The sequence below is a fragment of the Paenibacillus sp. J23TS9 genome (genome assembly GCF_018403225.1).
Taxonomy (GTDB): Bacteria; Bacillota; Bacilli; order Paenibacillales; family Paenibacillaceae; genus Paenibacillus_AQ.
Genome location: NZ_BOSG01000004.1, coordinates 282,330 through 308,301 on the forward strand (window position 1 = coordinate 282,330; position 25,972 = coordinate 308,301).

Consider the following 25,972-nt stretch of genomic DNA (forward strand, 5'->3'; position numbering starts at 1 on the left):
TTGAACTCGTTGTTTATTTCTACTCCGTAAGTTTAGCCGCTGCTGCTTTCAGAAACTCAATTTTGCTGAATGCGGTTCCGCCTTGCATGAGCGGATCAACCACATTCACAAAAGCTTTACCGTTTTTGAATGCGTTCAGGCTCTTGATTATCGGGTCCTTTTGGAAATCTTCAAGCGCATTGGGTGTATCTTTATTTTCATCAGGCAAGGATTGAATGAACAGAACATCCGGATTCAACTCGGCGATTTTCTCCTTCGAGATCAGCTCCTGGGCTTTAGCGGCTTTGACTTCAGCAGGTGCAGTAAGTCCAAGATCCTCGTAGAGCACCGGGTTGAAGAATACCTTTTCCGGATATATGTAGAGCTCACCGGCGCGAATCCGTATCGCAAGAACCTTCTTATCCTTCAAGGTATCGCCAATTTGGGCTTTGGTTGCTTCCAAATCCGATTTATACTTTGCAATTTCCTGTTCCGCCTGCTCCTGCTTTCCACTGAGCTCTCCCAGCAGTCTCAGATTCGCTTCCCAATTGGTTGACACATGGGAATACGGGATGGTCGGCGCAATTTTTTTGGTCTTCTCAATCACTTCAGGCTTAAACTTGGTTGAACTCAGAATTACATCCGGCTTGAGCGATAGAATGGTTTCGAAATTCGGCTCCATTTTTTCACCGACGGATTTGGCATTCTTGGTGATGGACTCGAACAGCGGCGGGAATTTACCGGAAAACGTGATGGCTCCGACCGGATTCACATCAAGGACAATCGAATCCTCCATGGCTTCAACAGCACCTGTAATAACGATACGTTCTATATGGGAAGGAAGCGTGTATTCCTGATCCAGGTATTTCACAACTCTTGTATCTGATGAGGCTGGTGGCTCCTCCGATTTTTCAGCAGACTTTCCTTCTGTGGCTGTTTGATTCGTGCTTGTCGACGCAGCAGGCTCTGATGATGGATTCTCTTTCCCGCAAGCTGACAAAATCACCGCAAGCATTAAAAACACCCCTGTTAAAAGCTTCATTCTTTTCATTTCTCTCTGATTTCTCCCTTCGACGGTTCCCACTTTAATTGATAATGATTATCATTATTGATAGTAAAGGAGGATGGTCAAATACACCATGGACAATTCCCCGATTTCTCATGGACTTTTTCCGGTTAACAGCGCAGCCGCTGACTCTGCCATTTGCTCCATAGCAACGGGAGAGTACTCGCGCCACGGATAGGAAGTAATGAGATGCAATCCGCCCTTCTTAACCGCAGGCAATGACAGCCATTCCGGCGAGGATGACAGGCTTTTCCAAAATGCTAAAGTCTCCGAATCCTGCCTGACTAAGACCAGAATATGCTCCGCCTCCATCTTCCCGAGATCCTCCACGGTTAAACGGGAAAGCTCGGACACATCTTCCGGAAGGGAGAGCATAATGCAGCCCAGCAGCTTGCTTAGCACTTCATTAACCGCGCGGCTGTTATTTAGAGCGAGTCGGTTTTCATAAACACGTGCGGCTATGAGTCTGGGATGCTGTATATGCCGGGAGACATGCTGGTGCAGCAATTTCATTTTCCGGGAAAAGAACTTCAGCCATTGTTCCGCTTCCTCCGTTCTATCCAGCCATCCGGCGAGCGCTCTGAGTTCATCTTCCCAGTTCTCCGTTTCAAGCGAGAGCTCGTATACGGGTGCAATTTGTTTGAGCCTTTCCTTCTCCCAGGACTCCAGCTCTTTCATGCATATAATCCGTTCCGGCTGTGCCGCAGCGAGCTTGTCCAGATTGGCTGCTTTATTGTGATTCTGGCGGTAAGCATCCAGATGCACGGGAATTTCAGGCCCAAGCGAGTGGTACTCTGCAGACCATTTAGGATGAAGGGGAGCAGCATAAGGGATGATTTGTAGAGGCGTAAGATACCCAAGCAGTGAGGTGGAGCCGTACAGGGCTATTCTATTGGTTCTCTTCTTGATATAGGCCGAGGGAGACAGGCCAAATTCCTTCTTAAACTTTCTACTGAAATAGAACTCATCTTTATACCCCACCAAATGCGCGATTTCCTTAAGCAGGGTTTCCGAGCCCAGCATCAGTTGCTTGGCTTTGTTCATCCTTACGTATCCCAAATAGTCTACAACACTGCGGCCATAGGTCTTCTTGAACATATCCGCAAAATAGTTCGAACTGAAATCGGCCACCTCTGCCAGCTGGTCTATCGTGAGGTCCTCGCTGTAATGCTCTTCCAGAAATATTTTGGCACGTTCCAATGCCTGAATTTTATCGTTTTTAGAATCGCTGCTGCTTTCCGCTATGAGCTCAAACAGCAGTTCCTGAAAATCGAGCTGGGCACGCCAACGTTTAATATCATCAACATGATGAAACTCCTTGTAAACCTTGCGGCAGATCGAATGAAGTCTTTCCGCAGAACTTAACACCGTCCCTTCTTCCCGGATCATCCATGCACCCGTCTCGACTTCAAGAAGCCTTTCTCTCTGTAAAAGATCTGCATGATAGAAACTGAAATTAAAAACTGCGACGGATACTGGCTCCGAGCCGTATCCGCTCACTCCGAATGTTCTTCCTCCAGGACATAAATACACGCAGCCCTCGCCCATCCGTATGATCCGATCTCCCAGTTCAAGATCAGCTTCTCCCTTCAGAAGTATAATCAAGGCACTCTGCACGGCCAGCTGATGTGCGAGGCGCAGCCCCATCTCATGAAAGAACTCCACATTCCATAGCCTGGCAGTCAAATTATGCAGCTTCACACTGCTTTCATGTATCATTAATCAATGTACCGCCTTTTATTGAGAATGGTTATCATTATCATATAGTAGCTATCATATCATAATCGTCCTGCCCTGAGATGAAAAGTTATACATTGGAAACCATGTTTTATTTCCTACTATATAAATAAAACAGCCCGTCCGGAATGGCATCAGGCTGTCTATAAAACAAAAAGAAGCACCCGCTTTCGCGAATGCTTCTTTTTAGTATGCGGTAGAGAGGACTCGAACCTCCACGGGCATACGCCCACTACCCCCTCAAGATAGCGTGTCTGCCATTCCACCACTACCGCATGTATAAGGGAAATTTCCTGAAATAAAACTGGTGAGCCATGAAGGACTCGAACCTTCGACACCCTGATTAAAAGTCAGGTGCTCTACCAACTGAGCTAATGGCTCTCGCTGACTCACTAGGATGTGTGCCATAAGTATAAATGGTGACCCGTAGGGGATACTCTCTCTTCGTTCGAGACTGCGATGCAGTGCTAACGAAGTTCCTGCTCCGACGAACCCTTGTGGGCTCTCATCCCCCATCGAAGCTGCAATATAAATGGTGACCCGTAGGGGATTCGAACCCCTGTTACCTCCGTGAAAGGGAGGTGTCTTAACCCCTTGACCAACGGGCCATATCAACAAAGCGTGACAACAAAAATTATCTTACCAGAATTTTTGGGACATGACAAGTACTTTTTTTGATTTATTCCTCTTACCTGCAAAGCGTTATTTTTTTTCAAATGGCACTCAGACCAATTTTGACTAAACGATCGGCGCAATGATATTTAAATAACAGTCTTTTTCAAGTACCAACAGTTTTCTTCATCTGTATCGCAGAAACGAGATACACAATAAGAACTGCACCAAAGAGGTTCCAAATACTCGGTATTGACACGATTGATAGATAAAGACCAAAAGGCAAAGACCAAACAAACACAATAAACATTAAGATTCGATTTTTCAAAAACGAAGTTACAATGCCAACAAAAGCGGGAAGAATCAACATTATATAAATGACATTAATCGTTCTAATATTCGGTGGTGTAGTTGAATATGGATTCCAATACAAAAAAACAGCACTCAAAATAATGCATCCGATGGAAGCAACTAAGCCGAGAAAAGAACTTTTCATTGAAAGACCTCCCTACTTAATATTAAGCAAATCATCTCCGACTAAAGTTTAACATAGCCTTTCTAATACAAATGCATAAGTTTGACGCTGCCAAGGCATCTTATGATTGGCTTTACACATAAAAAGGATTGAACCGGATCCTGCCTAAAAAACAAATAAAGGAGAATTATACTTATGGCTAAACCCGATGACCGTTCCGACAACGCGGAGAAAATCCAAGACTCGATCAGCAACACTCGCGAAAACATTCAGGAAACGAATCATTACCTGGATGAGCATGCAGATGAAATCTCCGGACAAGAACAGCAAAATCTTGAGCATAAAAATGCTAAACGCGAAAAAGCAATCGAAGGTTTTGAGGAAGAATACCAGGACGAAAAGTAAGGTGGACTCAAAGCCCCTCTCTTCCCTGTTCAAGAAGCTCCCAACCGGTAACGGTGGGAGCTTCTTGAAGATGTATATCCAAACGGAGATATGACCGGCTTCAAAATCCAAAAAAGAGGGGATGCATTTGCCGTTCCCCGTCTCCCCTCCTTTACTCCACTGGAAACTCCCAGGAGGGATTCCAGACGATTTCCCACAAATGCCCATCAGGGTCCTGAAAATAGCCTGAGTACCCTCCCCAGAACGTATCATGTGCCGGGGAGGTGATCGTGGCTCCTGCCAGACGCGCCTGTTCCATCACTTGGTCGACCGCCGCTTTGCTGGCGACGTTGTGGCCGATCGTAAACTCCGCACTGCTCGGTGCGGTACTCACGATGTTAGCATCGTGGATAAGGTCGCCCCTTTTCCAGATAGCCAGCTTTATGCCGGCCTGAAAGTCAAAGAACGCGACGGCGCCGTGCTCAAATTCTGTTCCGATAATGCCTTCCGTGGGCAGCCCCAGGCCATCCCGGTAAAAGATCAGCGCTCTTTCCAAATCGTCTACCCCCAGGGTCAAGACGGATATACTTGGATTCATAATGAAATATCCTCCTTTAATGAATATTTGGTTATAGGCACAAAAAAATGCACCTCGCAAATCGATCCAATGAGCACATGCCAATCGTGTGTATTAACCATTGATCATCTTAAGAGATGCATTTTAATTAGAAAGTTTTGCTGTGCCTGCGGTAAGTAACAAGTATGTAAAGAGATAAGTTGACCACAAGAATTCACGACAGCCTATGCCAAGGAATACAATCACCGCGGATATTCTCATAACGGCTTGGAATCCTTTGAATTCTACAGGATGACCTATGATTTTTTAACAATTTTATAAGTAAGGAAGTGTAACTTTCAATATGGCTAGGCTGATAAAGACGGCAAATAGCACGATAATAGGTACAATTATTATTTTGTTTGGTAAAATGATGAATTTATTCATTATTCCAATAGACAGTGATACCATTAGTAAAAATAAGATAAAGCAAGGAATAAACAATTTGCTTTTTTTGCTATAGAAAATATAAGTTAGATACTCTGTTCCACAAAAAGCGATGATCATTACTGAAAATATGCCAATAAGATTGCGTATGTTTTTTACCATATTCCACCACCTTGATGTAATAAAGGGCTATAAAATTTTTATCCCAATAACGTTACCTAATGCGGTACCCCCAGCACCAACAGCAACTAATTGAAGTAAATCTGAAAAAGTATTATAACTAGCACTTGCTGCTAAAATGGTTGCCGCGGTATCCCAAGTAATGTAGTCTACTTCTAAAGTATATGTGTCGGATAGAACTTCAGCTAATGTTAAAGGAGAATGACCACTTGTTGTATCACGAAGCCATGCAATTCCGACATCTCCTGAATATGAGCGATTATTTGAAAGATCAGACATGGGAGACACGGACAGTTGTTGGGTTTCGGCTGCTTTAATTTCATCCATAGCTTTTTGGAATTTTAAAAAGGCTAAGCCGTCCAATCCATGACGGATTTCATCTTCGGTAAATCCTCAGCCTGAACGGTATACGCCTTTTCAAATAAAACATCGGCCTCTTCGATAGATAGTGCTTTAATTTGTTCATTATCAAGGTCAACAAGTTCCTGAACATATTTGCCAATAGCTGAATAGGGATCACGTTCTGCAAATGCTGGTATTGCCAATGAAAGGCTTAAAGACAATACAAGCGCAAAACTCATTATTTTTGTACGAACCCTCTTCTGAGGGTTCTCATCCCTTTGCACAAAAAAGCTCCCGGCGCTTTCGCGCGGGAGCTCTTGCGATGTTATTGCTAGAACGGAGAGAGAGGGATACCCTCCCTCCGGTCGGGACTGCGATGCGGATCCTACCGATGCTTATGCTTCGACGCCCCCTCTTCGAGGCTTCTCATCCCTTTGCAAAAAAGCTCCCAGCCGCTAATCGCGGTGGGAGCTTCATGTTGTATTTCGAACGGAGAGAGAGGGATACCCTCCCTTCGGTCGGGACTGCGATGCTATTCCTACCGATGCCTATGCTCCGACGAACCCTCTCCTGAGGGTTCTCATCCCTTTGCACAAAAAAGCTCCCGGCGCTTTCGCGCGGGAGCTCTTGCGATGTTATTGCTAGAACGGAGAGAGAGGGATACCCTCCCTCCGGTCGGGACTGCGATGCGGATCCTACCGATGCTTATGCTCCGACGCCCCCTCTTCGAGGCTTCTCATCCCTTTGCAAAAAAGCTCCCAGCCGCTAATCGCGGGGGGAGCTTCGTGTTGTATTCCGAACGGAGAGAGAGGGATTCGAACCCTCGCACCGCTTACGCAGTCTAACCCCTTAGCAGAGGGTCCCCTTATAGCCACTTGGGTATCTCTCCAAGAAAATGGCTCCCCGAACAGGACTCGAACCTGTGACAACTCGATTAACAGTCGAGTGCTCTACCAACTGAGCTATCAGGGAACGTTTACAAATGGTAACAATCAATAATTTATCATGATTTCTTAGGGGAGTCAAGCGTCTGCTGTTGAAGTTTCCCCCTGCATTTTCCGCACCGGAAACGTCTCGTATCAACCTTGCGTTTACGCATGTATTTCATACCGCAATCCCGGCAAATAAGTACATAGCGGTATGGCTGCACCTTTCTTCCGCCGCGATTCGGCAGTGAGCTGCAGAATCGGCTCCCTCCCACATGCTGCAGCAGCTGTTTGAAATCCGGATCACGGTGCTTGTACCCTCTTCCAGCCAAATGCAGATGATAGTGGCAGAGCTCATGCTTGATGATTTTCTCCACTTCTTCCCTGCCGTTTTCCTCCAGCTGATGGGGATTAATCTCAATATGATGGCTTTTGGTAAAATATCGCCCTCCGGTGGAGGACAGTCTCTTATTAAAGGTCGCCTGATGCCGGAAAGGCACGCCAAAGCTATCCAGCGACACGTTTTCCACCCAGGCCTGCAATTCGTCATTGCTCATGATTGGCATAGCTCTTGTCCTACTTCCTTTCCGCTTTCCTCCTGGCGGCATGCTTGAAACGCACAGGAATCCTACTTGAATTTTAACTTCTGCCTAAGCTACACTGTCAAGTAAAGGATTAACTTTGCATCGACAAGCTAGCAGCAAGTATGGAGGGGGAAACTAAACATTATGCCAAACATGCGTTACGTCATTTTGCAGCTGGGAGACAAGCTTCAATACGTGGAGATGCCTGCCGATTACGCTTATCAGCTCAGTGCGCTGAACCTAAGACTCAATAAAGAGATCAGTAAGCTCACCGCACAAGGTACACCTGAACTGCCACTCGCCGTTGCTGAGTGCGAACAGCTCGAGCTGCTGCAGGAAAATTCCATCATTGTCAGCGGTCTCGATTACATTAACGAACTGGAGCAATCCTTTGCTTCCCTGAACGAAACAAATTACCCGCTGATCTCCCTGCTCACGGAAATTCGTGCGCTGCAGGCGCAGCTGGAGCAATGGTACGAAGAAGAATTCGTATAACCCGAGCATAAGCGATTTTCTTTATGCCATAAACCGACGTAGACCTGCACGCTTTGGGCATCTTCCCCATATGCTATCCATACATAAGGTTTAGCAAGAGGAGGAGATACCCTTGCCGCAATGGCTCTGCAATCAACTGACACGTGCCTTTCGCAAAAAGGACAGACGCCAGATCAAGCTGCTGAACGATTGCTGGTTCTTTTACCGCAATTCAGCGGGCGAAGGCACGGATCACTCATAAGCCGGATTTCCAAATCCATAATACGCCCGTACGCAAAAAACCAAGCCGGACACAATGTCCGGCTTCTTTTTTATATCTTCCCATATTATAGCTTCCCAAGAGATATGGTCACTGCGGCTTCATCTCACCCGAAAAGCTTGACATATGCGCCCTATGAATAGCTTCTTGTCGCCGGCCAGGAGCCCAGCAGCTTGCGCAATAACACAATTTGTCCCGTATGGTACGCATCATGGGTAATCAAGCTCTGGAAACGCTGCGGATCCTTTTCCAGTTCGCTCTCCGGCAGCTGTTCCAGCTTGCTTCGCAATTGGGCATGGACCTGTTCAAGCTTCACCCGCGCCTCCTCCCACGCCTGCTCGCTGCTTTCCGGAATGCGGAACGTTTCGTCGTTACCGATTTGCGCCGGCAGTCCATCCGGGTCCGTCAATCGCCCTAAGATGCGTTCCTTGTAATACAGCAAATGCTGAACGTTCTCCCAAATGCTGTTCGCCGCACCCATTCCAGGCTTCCAAACCGCCTGCTCCAGCGTCACTTCCTTCAGCGCGGGTCCGAGCGGTGGGTACCAATCCTCTTGGTCCATACTGTTATCCCAATATTGCAGCAAAAGTTCCCGGATGTTCATGCCTGTCGCCTCCATTCCATTTGTAACCATTGTAATTAAATTTAGGTCGTTACAAACACTTTAACATAGCCCTTTGCCACAGACAAGAAATTTATTCCATATGATCCTCCATCCCGTTCGGGAACGCCTTTCCGATGCTTGGGCAAAAGATAGCAAAAGCCTCGCTGGCTTGCTACAATGCTCATATAGAAAGGATGAACTGCAATGCTTTGGGACGATTTCATCAATAGCATGTGGCATGATTGGCGCGGCAGCGGCCGCTCCGAGGATCGGCTCGAACAGGAAAAATGGCTAAGCTTGTTCATGAAGCAGGATCGGGTCTGCGCGGAAGTATTCCCCACCGAGAAGGAGCGAGATGAAATGCGAAGGCTGCGTAACTTTTTGCTGGACACGGTCCGGCATATCGTTTCCGGGCATGAGCCGAACGCAAGCCAAATCGAACAGCTCAACCAATGGATGGATGCGGGACCCGTGTACCGCCGCTTGGTCATGGACGAAGGACATGGACCACAGCTTCAAGAAATCCCTGTGAACGCCAATTGGACGCAAGTGATGGCCGAAATTTCAGCCTCCTTTGCGTCTACACTGGTCGATGGTGAGCCTTCGCGAATCCGCATCTGCGACAATCCGGACTGCCTCTGGGTATATTACGACGATACGCGCAACCGCTCCAAGCGGTACTGCGACGATAAAATGTGCGGCAACCTGATGAAGGTCCGGCGTTTCCGCGCCAAAAAGAAGCAGGAAGCCGCTTCGGACAGCTCGGACTCAAATCCCTCATCTTGATACCCTGAAAATTTCATCAGACCATAAGAAAATAAACACAACGAAACAAGCCCCTGGATCTTACATTTTTTAAAAAGGGGCTTGTTTTGTTATCCGTTGACACCGCCATAGCGGCTTGGGGCGAACCGACTTATTGCTGATCCTTCGGCTGACGCATCGTAAGTCCGACACGGCCCTTTTTCAAATCCACATTCAGTACCCAGACGGTCACATTATCCCCGACGGATACAACGTCCATCGGATGCTTAACATATCCTTCACTGAGCTGTGAAATATGTACGAGGCCGTCACTCTTGATACCGATATCCACAAACGCGCCAAAGTCGATGACGTTGCGCACCGTTCCCTGCAGCTCCATGCCCGCCATCAAATCTTCGATCTTGAGCACATCTGTCCGGAAAATAGGGAGCGGAAGCTCTTCACGCGGGTCACGGCCCGGACGCTGCAGACTCTCCAGAATATCACGAAGCGTCGGCACGCCAACGTCAAGCGCGTTAGCCAACTGCTCCACATGCTGCTGAGCCAGCAAATCCGACAGCTCTTTTGTTCCAAGCTTATCCATGCCGATCCCGAGCTCCTTGAACAAACGATCTACGACCGTGTAGGATTCCGGGTGAATCGGTGTGCGGTCCAGCGGGTTATCCCCTTCTGAAATACGCATGAAGCCGATGCACTGCTCATAGGTTTTAGCTCCGAGACGCGGGACGCTTTGCAGCTGCTTGCGGCTGCTGAATTTACCGTTTGAATCACGGTATTTTACGATGTTTTTGGCTATGGTCGCGTTAACCCCTGCCACATAGGACAGCAGCGAAGGTGATGCTGTATTTACATCAACACCAACATGGTTAACAGCAGACTCTACGACTGCCTTCAGGCTTTCGTCCAGATGCTTTTGCGATACATCATGCTGATATTGTCCGACACCGATGGCTTTCGGTTCGATCTTAACCAGCTCTGCGAGCGGATCCTGCACCCGGCGGGCGATGGAAACCGCACTCCGCTCAGCAACATCAAGCTCCGGAAACTCCTCCTGCGCCAGCTTGGAAGCCGAGTACACACTTGCTCCCGCTTCATTAACGATCAGATAAGACAGGTTCAGATCGCTCAGATCACCAATGACTTCTGCCACAAACTGCTCGGTTTCCCTGGAAGCCGTACCGTTGCCGATAACGATCAGCTGGATGCCGTATTTGGTGATCAGCTCGCGGAACTTTTCCGCAGCCTCTCTTCGCTTGTTGTTCGGTGGCGTCGGATAAGTTACTGCTACTTCGAGCAGCTTCCCCGTATCATCAACGACAGCCAGCTTACAGCCGGTCCGGAAGGCCGGATCTACGCCCAACACGCATCTGCCTTTTACCGGGGGTTGCAGCAGGAGACTCCGCAAATTGCCGGAAAAAATGGAAATGGCCTGATTTTCCCCTTTTTCCGTTAATTCCGCGCGAATTTCCCGTTCAATTGAAGGGGCAATCAGACGCTTATAAGCATCTTCTATCACTGCCGTTAATACTGCTTCTACTATGGAAGAGCCCTTAACAATCTGACGTGCCATAAAATGATGAATCGGATCGGACGATACCTCAAGGCCTACCTTCAGTATATTTTCGCGTTCGCCACGGTTAATGGCCAAGATCCGGTGAGGAGGCATTTTTTTGGCAAGTTCCCGGTAGCTATAGTAGTTTTCATACACGGATTCCTGCTCCGCATCCTTCGCTTCCGAGGTCAGCATGGCATGGTCCATCGTATACCGGCGGACCCAGGAACGGATTGTCGCGTCATCCGCAATATTTTCAGCCAAAATATCCATCGCTCCGGCAATGGCTTCATCCGAGCTCTCAACGCCTTTATCGGCGTCCATGTATTGGGAGGCTTCCTGTTGCAGGTCACCTTGCTTCGGCTGCCCCATAATCCAGTTTGCGAGCGGCTCCAGCCCTTTTTCCTTGGCTACACTGGCGCGGGTTTTGCGCTTTTGACGGTAAGGACGGTACAAATCCTCCACTTCCTGCAGCTTGACCGCCTTCTCAATAGACGACTTCAGCTCTCCTGTCAGCTTACCCTGCTCATCGATGATCCTGATGACTTCACGCTTGCGTTCCTCCAGATTGCGCAGATAGTTCACCCGTTCCTCAATATCGCGCAGCTGGTTCTCATCCAATTCCCCGGTCATTTCCTTACGGTAACGTGCGATAAAAGGAATCGTGTTGCCTTCATCCAGCAGCTCAACCGTCGTGCGGATCTGTTTCAGTGAAAGCTGCAATTCCTTCGCTGTCTGCTGAACGATGCGTTCCTGCTCCTTGGCCTTCTGTTCTTCCGTATTCATTTCCACCATTACCTTATCTGTCATAAAAATCCCTCTTTCCCCGTATCAGTCGCTTGTTATGCGTGAATAGTGCAAAGTCTGGTATATAACGTTCGTTTATTAGGGCATTCCATACATTTCATTTTCGTTATGTTAAATTTCTATCTCCGTCGTCATTTCATAGGTTCGGAGTTCAGTTGAAACGCCAAGCAAAAATTTAGATTTTATTCTAAAAAGTGAAGCTTGGTTCTTGTATATTATCACAAACTTTTGCCTACTTTTCCAGCGGGCATCTTTGGAAGAGGCAAACAATGATGGCAGAAGCTTCTTCCATGAGCGATTTTACCCTTACTCTGCCTGGAAATTCGGCAATAACACAAAAAGGCCCTGCGCCGGAATATCCGGAGCAAGGCTCGTCCTTTACAGTCTTTTTACACTGCCGATCCCATTTTCCTATTACTGCATTCTTTTCAGACGGAACAACTCGCTGTGAAAATCTCCCCGATCTTCTCCAACGGAAATACCGGCATACATCAGAGCATCTCCGCCGAAGACCCCATCGCTCCCAAGGATTGAATAATCTGCGTCCGGATCAAGTCCTTTCAATTTCAGCCGGCTTAGAGGCGCATTGGATTCAGACAACACACGGAAATAGAATACAGCCGCTTCACTCCCATCTTCAGCCACAAACATCCATGCGGTCTCATTGCCTTCAAAAGGACTGAGCAGCCGGTAATGCAGCCCAAACTGCACCAGTCCGCGGATCTCCTTGTATAAGGCGACCTGCTCTTTGACAGCCTCCTTCTCCTCATCGCTAAACCGCGTTAAATCCAGCTCATAACCGAAGTTCCCCGACATCGCCACCAGACCGCGCATATCAAGCGGCGTTGTACGTTTGACCTGATGGTTGGGAACCGCTGACACATGGGAGCCGATAGAGCTGACCGGATATACAAGACTGGTACCATACTGAATTCTCAGACGGGCGACCGCATCCGTATTATCGCTGGTCCAAGTCTGAGGCATATAAAACAACATACCAGGGTCAAAGCGTCCACCGCCACCGGAACAGCTTTCAAACAGGATATGCGGGAATGCCATTGTAATGCGCTCCATAACTTCATAGAGTCCGAGCATATAACGGTGGGCTGTCTCCCGCTGCCGCTGCGGCGGCAGTAAAGCTGAGCCAATCTCCGTCATATTACGATTCATGTCCCATTTTACATACGTAATCGGCGCACTGCTTAGGACATTACCGATCATCCGTACGATCTCATCTCTGACGTCTTGACGGGAAAAATCAAGTATGAGCTGCTGTCTGCCTTCCGTACGCCGACGCCCAGGAACATGGAGACACCAATCTGGATGCATGCGGTATAGATCACTGTCCGGCGATACCATTTCCGGTTCAAACCATAAGCCGAACTGCATTCCCAGGTGATTCACTCTTTCCACCAAATCATCCAATCCATCCGGCAGCTTATTCAAATCGACAACCCAGTCTCCAAGCGAGGAATTATCACGGTCCCGTCGCCCGAACCAGCCGTCATCCAGCACGAACAGCTCAATGCCCAGCTCTTGTCCGGCCTTCGCAATGTTTTCAATTTTTTCTGCGTTGAAATTGAAATACGTTGCTTCCCAGTTGTTGACGAGCACGGGACGTTCCTGGTCACGGAACTCCCCGCGCGCCAGCCGCTCGCGGTACAGCTTATGATACGTCCGGGACATGCCTCCAAGGCCTCCTGCGGAATACACCATCACGGTTTCCGGTGTCTGGAAGGACTCCCCAGGTTCAAGCAGCCATGTAAAGTCAAAAGGATTGATACCGATCGACAATCTGGTCGTCCGGAATTGATCCACTTCAGCCTGTGCAATAAAGCTTCCGCTATATACCAGACTGAAGCCGTAGACCTCGCCATGATCCTCATCCGTTCCCGGTGAAAGCAGCGCCGCGAACGGATTCTGCTGATGACTGCTCGAACCGCGGCGGCTTTCCACAGCCTGCATGCCGTATGCTAATGGACGGCGGATGACATCCCGCTCACGAGTCCAAGCGCCGGACAGCTGCAGCCACTCATAGTCCATATGCGGAAAATCCACGCTCGCGCTGAGCGCACGCAGAAGCTCTATGCTTGCTCCGCTGTCATTAACGATACGCATCGACCGTGTGATGGCATCATAATCTTCCAGCACCGCATAAATCAGCTCTACATGGAGTCCTGAAGCCAGGTCCTGCATATTCAGCACTAAGGTCTCTGCTTCACTTTCACGTTCCGCATATACAGCAGGAAGACCCTCTAGCCCCGGTTTTCCCTGCTCCATGCGATGCGATACATATTTGAATTCCGTAATGGTCGTTCCGTCCTCAAGTCTCGCCTGAAGCAGGGGATGACGATAGTCGCTGGTTCCATACACTGGCAGCTCCTGCGGTAGGGTATCCAGCGATATACTACGGTCTTCAGGTACTGGATTCGGGCTGAACGAACAGCGCTCCTGCGATACCAGCAGCCAGCTGAGATCGCCTGCACGCAGCCGCTTGCCATAATACAAATGTGCCGCGTAGCCGGAAGGAAGAATCTGAAATACATAGCTTGAGCCTTTCGTTTGCAAATGGAACAGCTGCTGCTGTGAATCAATATAAATTCCCATAATTCCCTCCGTATGCTTAAGCGGAATGATTTTCAGCCGGGTATCCCCCGCCTTGTCCGCTCTTTATTGGTTACTATAAAGTTACATGGATCAAGCATCGGATACAATGGACTTATGTGACATTTTAAAAGCCATCATACAGCAAGAGAAAAGACAAAAGGCGTGCCCCGGGGCACGCCTTTACTTTTGCACGTTCATGGTTAAAAGTCGATCAAGCTAAGACTGATCTGTAGAGAATCATCCACTTTTTTCATCGTTTCTTCGTCCAGGTGGGTGATTTTATCCGTCAGCCTCTGCTTATCAATGGTTCGGATTTGCTCCAACAATATAACAGAGTCCCTGTCAAAACCATGCGAAGCCGCATCAATTTCTACATGAGTCGGCAGTTTGGCTTTTTGAATCTGGGCCGTAATAGCCGCCACGATTACCGTAGGACTAAAGCGGTTGCCGATATCATTCTGAATGATCAGCACCGGTCTCACTCCACCTTGTTCAGAACCAACAACGGGTGAAAGATCCGCAAAAAAAACGTCGCCGCGTTTTACGATCAATGTCTACACCCCGCTCACTAAGCGGCCTAGAGTGCTGTCTGCATCTTCCTCTGCATGAAACGCTTCAGAGGCCATGGTCAAATTAATTTTGGCCATTTCCATATAGCCACGCTGCATGGATTCGCGGATATAACGCTTCTTCCGTTCATGCAAATACAGCTTCATGGCCTGCCTGATAAGTTCACTGCGGTTGGAATTCTCCATAGCAACGATGCCATCCACTTCCTGCAAAAGATGATCCGGCAAGCTGATCATAATTCTTTTGGTATTCTGCATATTAGCCACCTTTTCTTCCACCCCCACAACCTTCACACCCTTGTGCACCAGTATAACTTTATTCAAGGAAATTTATACAAAGGAATATATATGCCGAAGGTATATCAGGTATGCTGCATTCCATTATAAACTACAGTCGGCATTTCCGTACAGACAATCTCGTCACAATTCTATATTCGAGATGTATGCAAGTTATTCCTTCTGCTCCTAACAAAGGTTATATCCAGTTTAGTGTGCTTCGCTGATCAAAGGATTGATCAGGGTATATGGGGCCCCGTTTCGTATATAAAAGCGGGGAATCCGGTTAGCAATCATACAGATGACTTCATAGTGAATGGTACCGAGCCAGAATGCCAGCTCATCTGCCGAAATGCTTGCGCCAGACTGCTGACCGATGAGTACAACCTCTTCGCCGGCTTGAATTTCTTCTGCTTCTTCAGCAAAAGATTGCAGCGTTACCATACACTGGTCCATGCAAATCGTTCCGACTACGGGAACGCGGCGGCCGCGGATCAATACCTCCGCTTTACCGCTTAGCATTCGGGAATATCCATCCGCATAGCCAATCGGAAGCGTGGCAATGGTTTCCTCCGCATCCGTCACATACCTCGCGCCGTAACTGACGCCCCAATGAGGCGGAAGCGTTTTAACAAATGCCACCTGTGTCTTCAGCGTCAATACCGGGGTCAGCGCCACCTTTTGCCGATTAACCTCATCCGAAGGGTACAGTCCATACATGCTGATTCCGATGCGGACCATGTTGAACGACAGCTCCGGAGTGTCAATCGCGGCGGCACTGTTTCCCGTATGTATAATCGGGAGGCTGATGCCTCTCTCTTTCAGTGCGACCACTACGCTTGTAAAACGCCGGTATTGCTCCAGTGTATAGCTTTTATCTTCTTCATCCGCCTTGGAAAAATGGGTAAACATGCCCTCCACCTCAGCCTGCGGCAATGCCAGGGCCTTTTCGATAAAAGAAATGGCGGCTTCACCAGGAAGAAGTCCCAATCTGCCCATGCCGCTGTCGATCTTGATGTGCAGCTTCAAAGGACGCTTCAGGCTTTCTGCCGGAAGCACCTTAATGGCTTCCAGCACATCTTGGCTAAACACCGTCAAGGTTACCTGATGCTCCCAGGCTGCCTGGATGCCTTCAGGTGGCGTATATCCGAGTACAAGCACAGGTATCTTAACGCCTGCCTGGCGAAGCTGAATCGCTTCATCCAGAAAAGCCACGCTCAGATAGTCCGCGCCCGCTCGCTCCAGCTCGCGCGCCATTTCTACAGCACCGTGTCCGTAAGCATCCGCTTTGACACAAGCCAGCAGCAGCATTTCTTCAGGAAGCGCCCGGCGAAATGCCTCATAATTGGCACGCAAATGATCCAGATTTATTTCCGCTTGTGTAGCTCTATATTGAACTTGCATTTTTTCAGTCACCTTCTCTTACGTTTTACACCTACATAGATTGGACTAAAGTCTGATATGACTTATCACTTAATTACGATCAGCTCTGTGCTTACGCAACCGTGATTTGCTTTAGTTCATTCTATATAACTCGCTCATTTATCGTAATGTTCGAGAAGGCCACTGTCAATGAACCACAGCTGGCCGGATTGGGGCGGGTTTACCATACCACACAGCGTCAGAAGATAAACAGGCGGAGGCCTTCATTGTAGAGGAATCAGCTCTAACAACTCAGGAATCCGCCTACTTTGTATTATTTACCCGTTTGTTCCTGTAAAGACGCGGCAATTTTCGTCATTTCATCAACTGGAAGATTTGCACTCGTAATACGGAACTCAATGCCGTCATCATTCATCCAGGTCAGCGTTTTTTGATCATCTCCTGTGAGGAGCGCTGACGTAAACCCGAGATCAACCACCGTTCCCGATGCCAACGAGAAAACCGCCTTGTCCTGCGAACGCGACTCCATGATGGTGTACTGATATGTTCCATCATAGCGGAGGATGACCGTATGATTTTCACTATTTTCCATTTTATTGGTGTCTTTATTCTCGACGCCATCCGGAAGGTAGACCGGAACAATCATTCCAAAGTCCCCAAGCTCCTTCGGAGCTGCAGCCGCGGTGCCTTCAGCCTTCGGATCATCTGCCGAAATCGGATTACCATTCTCATCCACCTGCATGACCGTTCCCAGCGTAGGATCGTCCAGGGCCGTCATGTTGCGCTTCATATCAAAGGAATCCTTATCAAATTTGGCATCAAACTTGAACTCGCTGAATTTCACTTCAACCATGACATGAGCTTCAGCATCGGATACCTGCACCTGCTTAGGCGCGTAATTGTCTTTGCTGAGCCAGATTTTCTGGCGAACCAGAGATTGACTGTGATAGTTGGCTGCAACATCGAATACATAACTGTCCTTGTCTGTGGCAAACTGGCGGGTACTATCACTCAGTATTCCTTGCACCAGCGTCTGATACAGGTAAACCTGCCCCTGATTTTCCGGCCAATCGCTCTTGAAGCGGAAGCTTTTGTTCAGGCTGGGCGTGAGGACGAAAACACCGTCATCATTGCGGAGAACAATCTGAGTGACATCCTTTTGGGCGTTTGTAAGGCTGATCCGGTAGTAGGAAGGGTTCTGATACCAAACCTCAATGTTATACTCCTGCGGTTTTTCTCCCGTAAAGAGCGTCATTTTCCCCATTCCTTTATAAGATCCTTCCTTGCTTTGCAGCGTATCGGCAACATTATTCAAACCTTTGACTACGGAAGCAGCGTCCTTTTTGCCGCACCCGGCAAATACGACGGTGACGCACAAGATCATGGCGAGTACCCATGACATCCGGCGCATGACATCATCCCCTTTAGCACATGTTTTAATTGATTGATACATGTCTATGAGGGACTTGTTCACATTATGCAGACTAGCCTGACAAGCCGAGCTGGCCCGTACATTTTGCACCCGAAAAAGCGTGCCTCCAAAATAAAAACAACTGTATCCCCTAAGGCGGGGCAGTTGTTTCGATCTTGTATCGCATATAGGATTCAAACTGTTATACGGAAGTAGACGAGGGTACAGCGTCCGGGCGTACGGGTGCCGCAAACCAGGATTCATCCGCATCATGGGCGGTCGGAAGGTTTTTCGTCACCGGATCGAACATCCAAAATATGCCTACACCCAATACCACAATACCACAGCCTGCGATCACGAGTGAGCTTGCTGCGATCACACCTAAACTGCCGCCGATGAGGCTGCCAAGCGGCATAGCGATACCGCTAAGTCCCGAGGATGCCGCAAAAACGGTACCCAGACTCTTTTCCGGCACGGCTTTTTGAATCACGGTGTTAATGATGACATTGGTTACTCCGCCCGGAAACCAAGCCAGACCGTAGACCAGAACAATGAGCCACGTCCAATGGCTGAATATGCTGAGACACCAGGCGGCTCCGGATAAACAAAAGGCAGCGGCAAAAAGAGATCCGAGTCGTACGCGTTCCAGTTTCATATAGGGTGTAAGCATCGCGCCAAGTAAACTTCCGCAGGCTTGAGCCATGAGCAGAATTCCGTATACCCCCGCCCCGCCGAGGCTGTTCGCAAAGGCTGGCATGACGGTAAAGGTGGCTCCTCCTGCCGCATTAATCAAGATAATGCCAAACAGGATGCGTGCCAGCGGTGTGGCAAGGATCAATCTAAGACCTTCTTTCATATCTGACACATAGCTTTTCATAGGGTTCTGACGGGAATCCGATAAATTTCTCTTGCCACCAAATTTCTTCAATACGTTGTTATCGGAATTAACGGTTGATGAATTTATCCGCAGCTGCATGAACAAAAGGGCCCCAACGAAGAATCCCAGGGAGTTCCACAGATATAGGGAAACCGCACCCAGCACGATAATTAAAGCTCCCGAAATCGCGTTGCAGGCAACGTCGATGCCTTGGTAAGCGATCGAAAACAAGGAGTTCCCCTGCGTCAGCTGGTGTTTGCTCAATATCTTGGGAAGCGCGGACATCTGAGCCGGATAAAACCACATATTAATGGTCGTGAGGATCGGCGTGATGCTAAGCACGAGACCTACGGTCAGAAAACCGAAATAGTGTGCCACTGGCACAATTAACAGCAGCAGTGCCTGCAGCAGTTGAGTGTACACCAGCAGGCCCCGCAGTGGAACCCGGTCAATCATAGGGCCGGAAAACAATTGAATGATTCGGGGGAGGATCGACAGAAAACCGGCAATCCCCGTATATAGTGTTGAACCTCCGAGACTGTATACCAACCACATGGCCGCGACGGCATAAAAGCTATCACCGATATTCGTCAGAATGCGGCCGATAAACAGCAGCGTGAAATTGCGATTTTTAAAAATCTCCATGTCAACAACACTCCCATTCCCTGTTCGTAGGATAAAGTTTAGAAAGATCCCCCTACTTTGGCGCTTCAGCCGAAATCACTTTAATACCGATCGCATATTCCTTGGTGTCCTCTCCCTTGGATGCAATGGAAATCTCCACCCATTTCTCCAGCAATGCCTTGAAGTCGGCCTCCATTTCCTCACGCTGCTCCAATGACAGCTGCATTCTCAGACTCATTCTCGTGCTGATCGCTGCATCATAATCATCGGCCAGTATCGGATCCATCAGCTGTTTTCCCTGCGAGTTAAACCACTTCGCCTTCGACTTGTAGTATTTCTCCACAATGCCGCCAACCGTTCTTGTTTCAACAAGGTCGATCAGCCCGCCTTCATATAGCTTTTGAATGTGATAGTGAATGCTGCCCGGAGATTCCCCCAATTCATCCGCTACCTGTTTGGAGGTTTTCGCTGCGTCGACCAATGTTTTGATGATTTTCACCCGCTGCGCGCTGCCTAACAATTTGGCCTGCTCTACTGAAATCTCAATGGATTGGGATTGATCGTTTTTCATATCCAATACACTCCGATCTAAATTATAAGTTGATCTGTTTTAATGGTTCGTACTGTATTATTTATTCGATCTATTTTTTTAGATCGTCTATACGGCTTATCATAATCCATGATTTACCACTTGTAAATAGGCAAAATAAAAAGTACAACCTCTACATTTCTTGAGGCTGTACTCCTAAGTAAACATCTCTGCATGGTAAAACTCATGCACCTTTGTTCGTAGATCTCCATGTATCCACCCGCCCGAAGGCATCCGGCAACTCGCTGCGCGCGCCATGTGCATTTTGCAGCAGCTCATCGGCGCGCACGCATTTATAACCCTGGAAGCGGACATCCTCAAAGACTTCCTCGAGGCTTGCGATCATCCGTCCCGGAGCATCAGGCACGGCTCCCCATGTATCGCCGCTGTCATGCAGCAAAATGATGGATCCCGGCTCAAGCTGGCTCAGAATCCGCTCCTTCAGCGGCCTGCTCTTTCGCGCCTTTCCCCAGTCCCGCCCCAGCACCGACCAGAGCACGATCCGGTATGTTTTTCGCAGTGTGAATAAATCGCCTATATTCAAAATCCCCCAGGGAGGACGGTAAAACGTCGGCCGCTCGCCCGTAATCCGTTCGACGATGTCCGCAGTCCGCTGAACATGCATCTCCCGGATACGCCGCGTGCTCATGAGCCAATTGGGAAGATGCGTATAATTATGAATACCTATCTGATGCCCCTCCATATGGATGCGTCTTGTCAGCTCCGGATGTTGCTCCGCTTTGCTCCCAAGCACGAAAAAGGTTGCCTTAATTCCTTTACGCTTCAGTAAATCCAGTAGTCTTGGCGTATACAGTGGATGGGGGCCATCATCAAAGGTTAAAGCGATCTGCCTGCCACTCCGGCCGCGAATGGCGACGCCAATCCCCATAATTCGCGTGATCACATAGGGAATTATCATATATATAAGGACAAACAGCAGTAACAGTTTCATCATTAAAAGACTCATGCTGCCGTTTCCTTGTTATACCGCAAGAACAGCGACTGCCGCGTCATCATCAGCATTTTAGGAACGAGCTTAGGAGCATTTTGCTTCATACGTCCCCGGCCTACCGGATGCAGTACCCGAAGCAGTAAACGCAAATAATAGGTGGAGAACATCCGGAATCCCTTGGACTCCAGCGGATGAAGCTCAAAGCCAAGACCATGAATGATGCCCCGGTGCAGCAGGGTGATTCCCGTTAGTGCCTTTACTTGGGCAAGCTCGGGGTCGGTTTCCATCGCATGGCTGATCTGCTTCATCGAACGCCGCAGCATTCTGGCAGTCAGCAGCGCAGCGCGGTCAGCCCCGACTTCTCTGGATAACTCCAGCACCTGGCGGTTATCCAGATGAAGCTCCCCAACCCAATCTCCGGATTGAATCCAATGTCCGTCATGACATTCCACGCTTTTTCCATGATGCCGCCGGATGACCAGCTTGCAGATACCAAATTTCTTCACGGAAGCACTCCGCAATTTCGTGATTTGGTCAAAAACCGACTCCCAAGCCATCCAAACCGACTGAGCACTTGCTTTTGAAATGGAAGCTAACATATTCAATATTGGTCACATCTTTCTATTCGAAATTTGGTCTTCCTCTGTAAACCTGCTTAACCCCGCAGGATATCTGTCTATTTAGTTAGACGGTGGAAAACCTGAAACCCATGCCAACATTGTATAAAATGAATTTATCGTTTCTCTTTCTTCTTTCTTACGATTTTCTTAATCGATGATTTTGCTCGTTTTCACATTCAAAACACAAGAAAAAAACCGCCTTCCTGCATGCAGGCATGGCGGCGCATGATGTTCAATTTAGGTGGTTACGCATGGGATACGCGCGGCATTGGCATCGTTTCCTTGCCCAGCTCCGCCCATATATACTTCATCAGAAGCTCCATTTTCAGAGATTGATATTCTGCCTGATCCCATAGGTTGTGAATCTCTTGCGGATCCTCCTCAAGATCGAAGAGTTCCCCGTAAGTCTGGTTGTAATAAACCGTAATTTTATAACGCTGACCCACATAGGTCTTCTGATGAATCGTAGTCGGTTCATGCCGGAATTCGCAAATTGCATGATCGCGGACGGCCTTCTCCGGGGCAAGCCACACTTCGGACTGGTCCACACCTGTCATGTCGTGAGGCGGGACGGCACCTGCAAATCGCAGAAAGGTCGGGGCCAGATCAACGAGCGACTGAATGGAATCCGAGACCACGCCGGCAGGCGTTTGTCCTGGATATCTCACGATGAAAGGAAGCCGCAGCAAGTCTTCATAATGAAATCCCCCCTTGAACATCATGCCGTGCTGGCCGAACAGATGCCCGTGATCGGTCGTAAAGATGACAATGGTCTGGTCTGCAATTCCAAGTTCATCCAGCTTGTTTAGAATCCTGCCAATCGCATCATCCATAAAGCTGACCATCCCGTAATACGTGGCGACTGCTTTCCGATGCTCCTCATCCGTCATGCCCAGATGTGAATGATAACCATGAATACCGTAGCCTGTTTCCTTATATTCTGAAAAGTCAGGATTTCTTTGCTGGGTCATTTGAAAATGCGGCGGATTATGATCATGCTCGCCAGGCACAACCTGCGGCACCGTCAATTGATCCGGATCATACATGCTTGCCCATGGCTCTGGTACGAGATAAGGCGGATGTGGATCCGGAAAGCTGGCCCATAGCATAAACGGTTCTTCCTCCCTGCTGTACTCCTCCATGAGCTGATTGGAACGCTCCGCAATCCATGTATTGTAATGAAATTCTTCAGGGATCGGCCAAGAGAATTGAATCGATTCATTCATGGTACCGGTCGGAGCCGAATAATAGTCACGCCAATTCTCGCAGCCCTTTTCTTCCATCCAAAGCGCGTAATGCTGGCCCACCAGATATTCATTGGTGTGATTTCGCAGCAGTTCGATATGCTCGAAGCCATAAAACGGACCATGAAAATCACGCCAGAATTCAAAATCATGAAGCTTATCGCGCCCTTCCAGCGAGGTGTATGGCTCCTTGGTAAAGACAGGCTGAAAATGCGCCTTTCCTACCAGCGCCGTCCGGTAGCCTTCTTCCTGCAGCAAATCCCCGACGGTTACTTCTTCTTCCGGCAGCTTTGTCCCCAGCGTCCATGCTCCATGCTGGCTTGGATACTTGCCCGTAATGATCGATGATCGTGAAGGCGTGCAGGTCGGGTTCGGACAGTACGCTCTAGTAAACGCAGCCCCCTCCTTCACCATACGATCCAAATGAGGCGTTGATATTTCCGGGTTAAATGCACCGATGGTGTCCCAATGCTGCTGATCGCTTGTTATAAGTAAAATATTGGGCTTTGGCATATCATTTCATCCTTTGCTGGGTTCGTTTCTATCATCTTATCTGCCAGCAAGGCCGTTCAACAATGACCGCAAGTTGCATATCTTTAACATTTTGTCAGGATGTATGGTACAATTCAGGCAAATTCATGTATTATGAAAGGGGATACATCCTTGCAGGAACGGGCTGAAGAGTACTATAACGTTACCCATTTCAACCCTGATGAATATGATAAAAGCGGAGGGCTTTGGCCCATTCATGCGGGTATGAATGAAGCCAAGCCAGATTACCATGCCGGACCGCGAATGGTGCCCTACTATAGTTTGCATTTTGTAAAGTCAGGAGCTGTAGAGCTAAACACAGGTGAGCAGACCGTTATCTTGCATAAGGGCGATATGTTCTGCTTATTCCCCGAACATACCTACACGTACCGTATTCATCCGGACCCGGACAAGCTGCGCATGGGATGGGTAGCTTTTCAAGGAAAACAGGCCCCCTTCATTCTCGCCTCGATCCCACTCGTTGAATCCTTACCTTATGCATCGCAAAAAGTGGCACGAGAGTTCCTGCTCGCCTTCGAGCAGCTGCTTCATACCGGAACAGGAAGTTCTGCGCATGATCGGTTGAACCGCACTATATTGCTCTATCGGCTGCTGAGCCAGCTGCTTCCTGCGGAACCGGAGAGCAGCATTCCAACCAAGCCGGATCAATGGATCGAGGACAGTAAAAATTATATGGATACCCACTTTACCGAGGATATTACCGTGCAGGATGCCGCTGCGTATGTCGGGGTACATCGCTCTTATTTTTCGAAAATATTCACCGAACGCGTTGGCTCCACGCCCACCCTGTATCTGAAGCGGCTGAAAATGGACAAAGCACTCCTGATGCTGAAGCAAGGTCACTCGGTTCTGGAAACGGCCCTGAGTCTGGGATATTCGGACACCGCTTCATTTTCACGGGCATTTCACCGCTATTTCGGCTCCGCGCCAACCCACTACTACAGATAGAAGCCATACTAATAGACCCATCAAAGGAGCTTTGCAGATATGACGATTCTACTGATCCTCCTGATGTCGGCCATGATTATCATGTTTATTGCCAAAGCCCGGAATCCGTCCGTCTACTGGATGTCGATTATTTTGCTGGGCTGGTTCCTCAGCATGTCCGGACTCGTCCTGTTTATCGCCAAATACGGCGGATTCTATTACCGTGTCAACATCGTGCTCTTTTTTAATGACATGATTCGCAACATGCTGCTCCATTCCCCGATCAGCATCGATGGCGTCAGCCGCATGATTACGATCGGCAGATCCCTGTTCATCTTCGGATTTATAGGCCTGTCCCTGTCTCTCTTCTACAATAATCAGATGAAGCACCGTTTCCTGGTATTGACGCTTCATGCCATTTTACCTCTAATCAATATCGTTTTTTACGATCCTGTCATCTATAAGCCCATGCTCAGCTTGCTCACTCCGAGAAGCACTTACATCATCAGTTTTATTACCCGCGGGTGGCTTGTTATATCAGCACTCTACGCCACTTCGCTTATCGTATATTATTATTCCCATGTCACGATTCCGTGGCTGAAAAAGCAGATTAAGCATATTCTCTACGGCGTGTTTGCCCTGGTTCTGTTTTATTTCTATCTGGGCTTCATGGGGCCAATGCAGGTCACGGATGTCCGCACTTATTATGTACTGTACTCCGACTTCTCCAACTTCAATCCGCCGCTGACCCTGTTTGAGTGGTATCTCGGGATCGGCATTACAGGGATTCTATCCGCCATCAGCCTCTTCTCCATTTGGCGCTACACCGATATTGAGAAGAAAATGGGTGAGGAAACCCTGATGCTGGAGCGCAAGCTGAAAACTGCGGATATGGGAATCAAGGTATTCACACATGGAATTAAAAACCAGCTGCTCATTATTCAGGTACTCCTGAACCAGGCCAAGCAGAATCCTTCTGTTGATGAACACGGCACTGGCACGGGTAAAGAGCCGCTGGACAAGGCCAACATCGTCGTATCCGAGACGCTCGAGCGCCTGGATCAGCTGTACCGTTCCATCAAAACCACCCATCTGCAGCTGCGTTCCGTGTCCGTGCGCGAGCTGATGGACAACGTGCTGGGGCGATTCGATTCAGGTTCGAGACCGCTAGAGGTCCGCATCCGGTTTGAGGATGAAGGAATCACCGTGCTCGCTGACCAGGCTCATCTGTCCGAAGCGATATACAATATTCTGACCAATGCGGCAGAGGCCATCCCGGAGGAAAAGCGCGGCTTCATTCAGATCACTTCCTATCCTGAAGGCAATTTCAATATTATCAGCGTGACGGACAACGGCTGCGGCATGGAAAAGGACCAGCTTCAGGCCATCTTCGACCCGTTTGTCACGAGTAAAAATACGACCCGCAACTGGGGCGTAGGTCTATCCTACGCCAAGCAGATCGTGCATGGTCATGACGGGCGTATTCATGTCGAGAGCAAGCCCGACTTTGGAAGCACGTTTCAAATTGTTCTGCCAATCTATCAAAAGCATACAGCTTAAGGGAGGAACAT

The 25,972-nt window shown here is 48.6% G+C and carries 25 protein-coding genes and 5 tRNA genes; 6 read left to right on the forward strand and 24 right to left on the reverse strand.

What is annotated here, in order from left to right; translation table 11 throughout:
* Nucleotides 1-19 precede the first annotated feature (19 nt).
* The 6 genes from KJS65_RS22905 to KJS65_RS22930 all read right to left on the reverse strand — a co-directional run bounded on the left by KJS65_RS22905 (nt 20) and on the right by KJS65_RS22930 (nt 3,890).
* A complete protein-coding gene (locus KJS65_RS22905; RefSeq protein WP_213652159.1) occupies nt 20-1,030 on the reverse strand; it encodes an ABC transporter substrate-binding protein in 1,011 nt (336 codons plus the stop codon).
* Between the two features lie 108 nt (nt 1,031-1,138).
* Nucleotides 1,139-2,764, reverse strand: coding sequence for an AraC family transcriptional regulator (locus KJS65_RS22910; RefSeq protein WP_213652160.1), 1,626 nt, complete (start codon nt 2,762-2,764; stop codon nt 1,139-1,141).
* 210 nt (nt 2,765-2,974) lie between these two features.
* Nucleotides 2,975-3,057, reverse strand: a tRNA-Leu gene (locus KJS65_RS22915).
* Between the two features lie 30 nt (nt 3,058-3,087).
* A tRNA-Lys gene (locus KJS65_RS22920) sits at nt 3,088-3,163 on the reverse strand.
* A 152-nt stretch (nt 3,164-3,315) separates the two neighbouring features.
* Nucleotides 3,316-3,390, reverse strand: a tRNA-Glu gene (locus KJS65_RS22925).
* A gap of 170 nt (nt 3,391-3,560) precedes the next feature.
* On the reverse strand, nt 3,561-3,890 hold the full coding sequence (locus KJS65_RS22930; protein ID WP_213652161.1) for a hypothetical protein: 330 nt from the start codon (nt 3,888-3,890) through the stop codon (nt 3,561-3,563).
* A gap of 174 nt (nt 3,891-4,064) precedes the next feature.
* Between KJS65_RS22930 and tlp the strand changes: the two genes are divergently transcribed.
* Nucleotides 4,065-4,274 carry a small acid-soluble spore protein Tlp gene (gene tlp, locus KJS65_RS22935; protein ID WP_213652162.1) on the forward strand — a complete coding sequence of 70 codons (210 nt, stop codon included), beginning with the start codon at nt 4,065-4,067 and terminating at the stop codon, nt 4,272-4,274.
* Nucleotides 4,275-4,425: 151 nt separating this feature from the next.
* Here the strand turns inward: tlp and KJS65_RS22940 are convergent, their stop codons facing one another.
* The 6 genes from KJS65_RS22940 to KJS65_RS22965 all read right to left on the reverse strand — a co-directional run bounded on the left by KJS65_RS22940 (nt 4,426) and on the right by KJS65_RS22965 (nt 7,261).
* Nucleotides 4,426-4,851 (reverse strand): VOC family protein, encoded by a 426-nt coding sequence (locus KJS65_RS22940; protein ID WP_213652364.1) that lies wholly within the window; start codon nt 4,849-4,851, stop codon nt 4,426-4,428.
* 594 nt (nt 4,852-5,445) lie between these two features.
* Complete coding sequence (locus KJS65_RS22945; protein ID WP_213652163.1) at nt 5,446-5,799, reverse strand: hypothetical protein; 354 nt, start codon at nt 5,797-5,799, stop codon at nt 5,446-5,448.
* Nucleotides 5,787-6,062 (reverse strand): hypothetical protein, encoded by a 276-nt coding sequence (locus KJS65_RS22950; protein ID WP_213652164.1) that lies wholly within the window; start codon nt 6,060-6,062, stop codon nt 5,787-5,789. The genes KJS65_RS22945 and KJS65_RS22950 overlap by 13 nt, the downstream gene beginning before the upstream one ends.
* Nucleotides 6,063-6,578: 516 nt before the next feature.
* Nucleotides 6,579-6,667: transfer RNA gene (locus KJS65_RS22955), tRNA-Ser, on the reverse strand.
* A gap of 7 nt (nt 6,668-6,674) precedes the next feature.
* Nucleotides 6,675-6,750 (reverse strand) — tRNA-Asn (locus KJS65_RS22960).
* A 31-nt stretch (nt 6,751-6,781) separates the two neighbouring features.
* Nucleotides 6,782-7,261: a SprT family protein gene (locus KJS65_RS22965; protein WP_213652165.1), complete on the reverse strand. Its 480-nt coding sequence runs from the start codon at nt 7,259-7,261 to the stop codon at nt 6,782-6,784.
* Nucleotides 7,262-7,432: 171 nt separating this feature from the next.
* On the opposite strand from KJS65_RS22965, the gene KJS65_RS22970 reads away from it, so the two are divergent.
* Together KJS65_RS22970 and cmpA are read left to right on the forward strand one after the other, a co-directional pair.
* Entirely contained in the window at nt 7,433-7,783 is a 351-nt protein-coding gene (locus tag KJS65_RS22970; RefSeq protein ID WP_213652166.1) for a hydrolase/acyltransferase, read from the forward strand.
* A gap of 112 nt (nt 7,784-7,895) precedes the next feature.
* Nucleotides 7,896-8,024: a cortex morphogenetic protein CmpA gene (gene cmpA, locus KJS65_RS22975; RefSeq protein ID WP_213652167.1), complete on the forward strand. Its 129-nt coding sequence runs from the start codon at nt 7,896-7,898 to the stop codon at nt 8,022-8,024.
* A 151-nt stretch (nt 8,025-8,175) separates the two neighbouring features.
* Here the strand turns inward: cmpA and KJS65_RS22980 are convergent, their stop codons facing one another.
* Nucleotides 8,176-8,646, reverse strand: a complete 471-nt coding sequence (locus tag KJS65_RS22980) for a DinB family protein (protein ID WP_213652168.1) — start codon at nt 8,644-8,646, stop codon at nt 8,176-8,178.
* A gap of 204 nt (nt 8,647-8,850) precedes the next feature.
* Here KJS65_RS22980 and KJS65_RS22985 point away from each other — a divergent pair, with 204 nt between their 5' ends.
* Nucleotides 8,851-9,432: a CGNR zinc finger domain-containing protein gene (locus tag KJS65_RS22985; RefSeq protein WP_213652169.1), complete on the forward strand. Its 582-nt coding sequence runs from the start codon at nt 8,851-8,853 to the stop codon at nt 9,430-9,432.
* A gap of 130 nt (nt 9,433-9,562) precedes the next feature.
* Here the strand turns inward: KJS65_RS22985 and KJS65_RS22990 are convergent, their stop codons facing one another.
* From KJS65_RS22990 to KJS65_RS23040, 11 genes are all read right to left on the reverse strand, one after another.
* Nucleotides 9,563-11,773, reverse strand: a complete 2,211-nt coding sequence (locus KJS65_RS22990; protein ID WP_213652170.1) for a Tex family protein — start codon at nt 11,771-11,773, stop codon at nt 9,563-9,565.
* Between the two features lie 411 nt (nt 11,774-12,184).
* Complete coding sequence (locus tag KJS65_RS22995) at nt 12,185-14,377, reverse strand: alpha-galactosidase (RefSeq protein ID WP_213652171.1); 2,193 nt, start codon at nt 14,375-14,377, stop codon at nt 12,185-12,187.
* A gap of 200 nt (nt 14,378-14,577) precedes the next feature.
* Nucleotides 14,578-14,928, reverse strand: a complete 351-nt coding sequence (locus KJS65_RS23000; RefSeq protein WP_127606057.1) for a type II toxin-antitoxin system PemK/MazF family toxin — start codon at nt 14,926-14,928, stop codon at nt 14,578-14,580.
* A 3-nt stretch (nt 14,929-14,931) separates the two neighbouring features.
* Entirely contained in the window at nt 14,932-15,213 is a 282-nt protein-coding gene (locus KJS65_RS23005; protein ID WP_136606770.1) for a CopG family ribbon-helix-helix protein, read from the reverse strand.
* A 219-nt stretch (nt 15,214-15,432) separates the two neighbouring features.
* A complete protein-coding gene (gene alr, locus KJS65_RS23010) occupies nt 15,433-16,626 on the reverse strand; it encodes an alanine racemase (protein WP_213652172.1) in 1,194 nt (397 codons plus the stop codon).
* A gap of 292 nt (nt 16,627-16,918) precedes the next feature.
* Nucleotides 16,919-18,016 carry a DUF4367 domain-containing protein gene (locus tag KJS65_RS23015; protein ID WP_213652173.1) on the reverse strand — a complete coding sequence of 366 codons (1,098 nt, stop codon included), beginning with the start codon at nt 18,014-18,016 and terminating at the stop codon, nt 16,919-16,921.
* 202 nt (nt 18,017-18,218) lie between these two features.
* On the reverse strand, nt 18,219-19,538 hold the full coding sequence (locus KJS65_RS23020) for an MFS transporter (protein WP_213652174.1): 1,320 nt from the start codon (nt 19,536-19,538) through the stop codon (nt 18,219-18,221).
* A 52-nt stretch (nt 19,539-19,590) separates the two neighbouring features.
* The gene (locus KJS65_RS23025; RefSeq protein WP_213652175.1) at nt 19,591-20,088 is read right to left on the reverse strand and encodes a winged helix-turn-helix domain-containing protein; all 498 of its coding nucleotides are present in this window, start codon (nt 20,086-20,088) and stop codon (nt 19,591-19,593) included.
* 202 nt (nt 20,089-20,290) lie between these two features.
* Complete coding sequence (locus KJS65_RS23030; protein WP_244864746.1) at nt 20,291-21,061, reverse strand: polysaccharide deacetylase family protein; 771 nt, start codon at nt 21,059-21,061, stop codon at nt 20,291-20,293.
* 8 nt (nt 21,062-21,069) lie between these two features.
* The gene (locus KJS65_RS23035; RefSeq protein ID WP_213652365.1) at nt 21,070-21,657 is read right to left on the reverse strand and encodes a YkoP family protein; all 588 of its coding nucleotides are present in this window, start codon (nt 21,655-21,657) and stop codon (nt 21,070-21,072) included.
* Nucleotides 21,658-21,923: 266 nt separating this feature from the next.
* Nucleotides 21,924-23,435 carry a sulfatase family protein gene (locus KJS65_RS23040; protein ID WP_213652177.1) on the reverse strand — a complete coding sequence of 504 codons (1,512 nt, stop codon included), beginning with the start codon at nt 23,433-23,435 and terminating at the stop codon, nt 21,924-21,926.
* Nucleotides 23,436-23,585: 150 nt separating this feature from the next.
* Here KJS65_RS23040 and KJS65_RS23045 point away from each other — a divergent pair, with 150 nt between their 5' ends.
* Nucleotides 23,586-24,422 (forward strand): AraC family transcriptional regulator, encoded by an 837-nt coding sequence (locus tag KJS65_RS23045; protein ID WP_213652178.1) that lies wholly within the window; start codon nt 23,586-23,588, stop codon nt 24,420-24,422.
* Nucleotides 24,423-24,461: 39 nt separating this feature from the next.
* Complete coding sequence (locus KJS65_RS23050; protein WP_213652179.1) at nt 24,462-25,961, forward strand: sensor histidine kinase; 1,500 nt, start codon at nt 24,462-24,464, stop codon at nt 25,959-25,961.
* Nucleotides 25,962-25,972 lie beyond the last annotated feature (11 nt).

Excerpts from the sequence above, each read along its gene's own strand:
- KJS65_RS22995 (WP_213652171.1), bottom strand. The coding sequence starts at position 14,377 with ATGGGAATTTATATTGATTCACAGCAGCAGCTGTTCCATTTGCAAACG.
- KJS65_RS22980 (WP_213652168.1), bottom strand. The coding sequence starts at position 8,646 with ATGAACATCCGGGAACTTTTGCTGCAATATTGGGATAACAGTATGGAC.
- KJS65_RS22985 (WP_213652169.1), top strand. The coding sequence starts at position 8,851 with ATGCTTTGGGACGATTTCATCAATAGCATGTGGCATGATTGGCGCGGC.
- alr (WP_213652172.1), bottom strand. The coding sequence starts at position 16,626 with ATGCAAGTTCAATATAGAGCTACACAAGCGGAAATAAATCTGGATCAT.
- KJS65_RS23030 (WP_244864746.1), bottom strand. The coding sequence starts at position 21,061 with ATGATGAAACTGTTACTGCTGTTTGTCCTTATATATATGATAATTCCC.
- KJS65_RS22940 (WP_213652364.1), bottom strand. The coding sequence starts at position 4,851 with ATGAATCCAAGTATATCCGTCTTGACCCTGGGGGTAGACGATTTGGAA.
- KJS65_RS23020 (WP_213652174.1), bottom strand. The coding sequence starts at position 19,538 with ATGGAGATTTTTAAAAATCGCAATTTCACGCTGCTGTTTATCGGCCGC.
- KJS65_RS22970 (WP_213652166.1), top strand. The coding sequence starts at position 7,433 with ATGCCAAACATGCGTTACGTCATTTTGCAGCTGGGAGACAAGCTTCAA.
- KJS65_RS22910 (WP_213652160.1), bottom strand. The coding sequence starts at position 2,764 with ATGATACATGAAAGCAGTGTGAAGCTGCATAATTTGACTGCCAGGCTA.
- KJS65_RS23035 (WP_213652365.1), bottom strand. The coding sequence starts at position 21,657 with ATGTTAGCTTCCATTTCAAAAGCAAGTGCTCAGTCGGTTTGGATGGCT.
- KJS65_RS22990 (WP_213652170.1), bottom strand. The coding sequence starts at position 11,773 with ATGACAGATAAGGTAATGGTGGAAATGAATACGGAAGAACAGAAGGCC.
- KJS65_RS22965 (WP_213652165.1), bottom strand. The coding sequence starts at position 7,261 with ATGAGCAATGACGAATTGCAGGCCTGGGTGGAAAACGTGTCGCTGGAT.
- KJS65_RS22930 (WP_213652161.1), bottom strand. The coding sequence starts at position 3,890 with ATGAAAAGTTCTTTTCTCGGCTTAGTTGCTTCCATCGGATGCATTATT.
- KJS65_RS22905 (WP_213652159.1), bottom strand. The coding sequence starts at position 1,030 with ATGAAAAGAATGAAGCTTTTAACAGGGGTGTTTTTAATGCTTGCGGTG.
- tlp (WP_213652162.1), top strand. The coding sequence starts at position 4,065 with ATGGCTAAACCCGATGACCGTTCCGACAACGCGGAGAAAATCCAAGAC.
- KJS65_RS23050 (WP_213652179.1), top strand. The coding sequence starts at position 24,462 with ATGACGATTCTACTGATCCTCCTGATGTCGGCCATGATTATCATGTTT.
- KJS65_RS23015 (WP_213652173.1), bottom strand. The coding sequence starts at position 18,016 with ATGCGCCGGATGTCATGGGTACTCGCCATGATCTTGTGCGTCACCGTC.
- KJS65_RS23025 (WP_213652175.1), bottom strand. The coding sequence starts at position 20,088 with ATGAAAAACGATCAATCCCAATCCATTGAGATTTCAGTAGAGCAGGCC.
- KJS65_RS23040 (WP_213652177.1), bottom strand. The coding sequence starts at position 23,435 with ATGCCAAAGCCCAATATTTTACTTATAACAAGCGATCAGCAGCATTGG.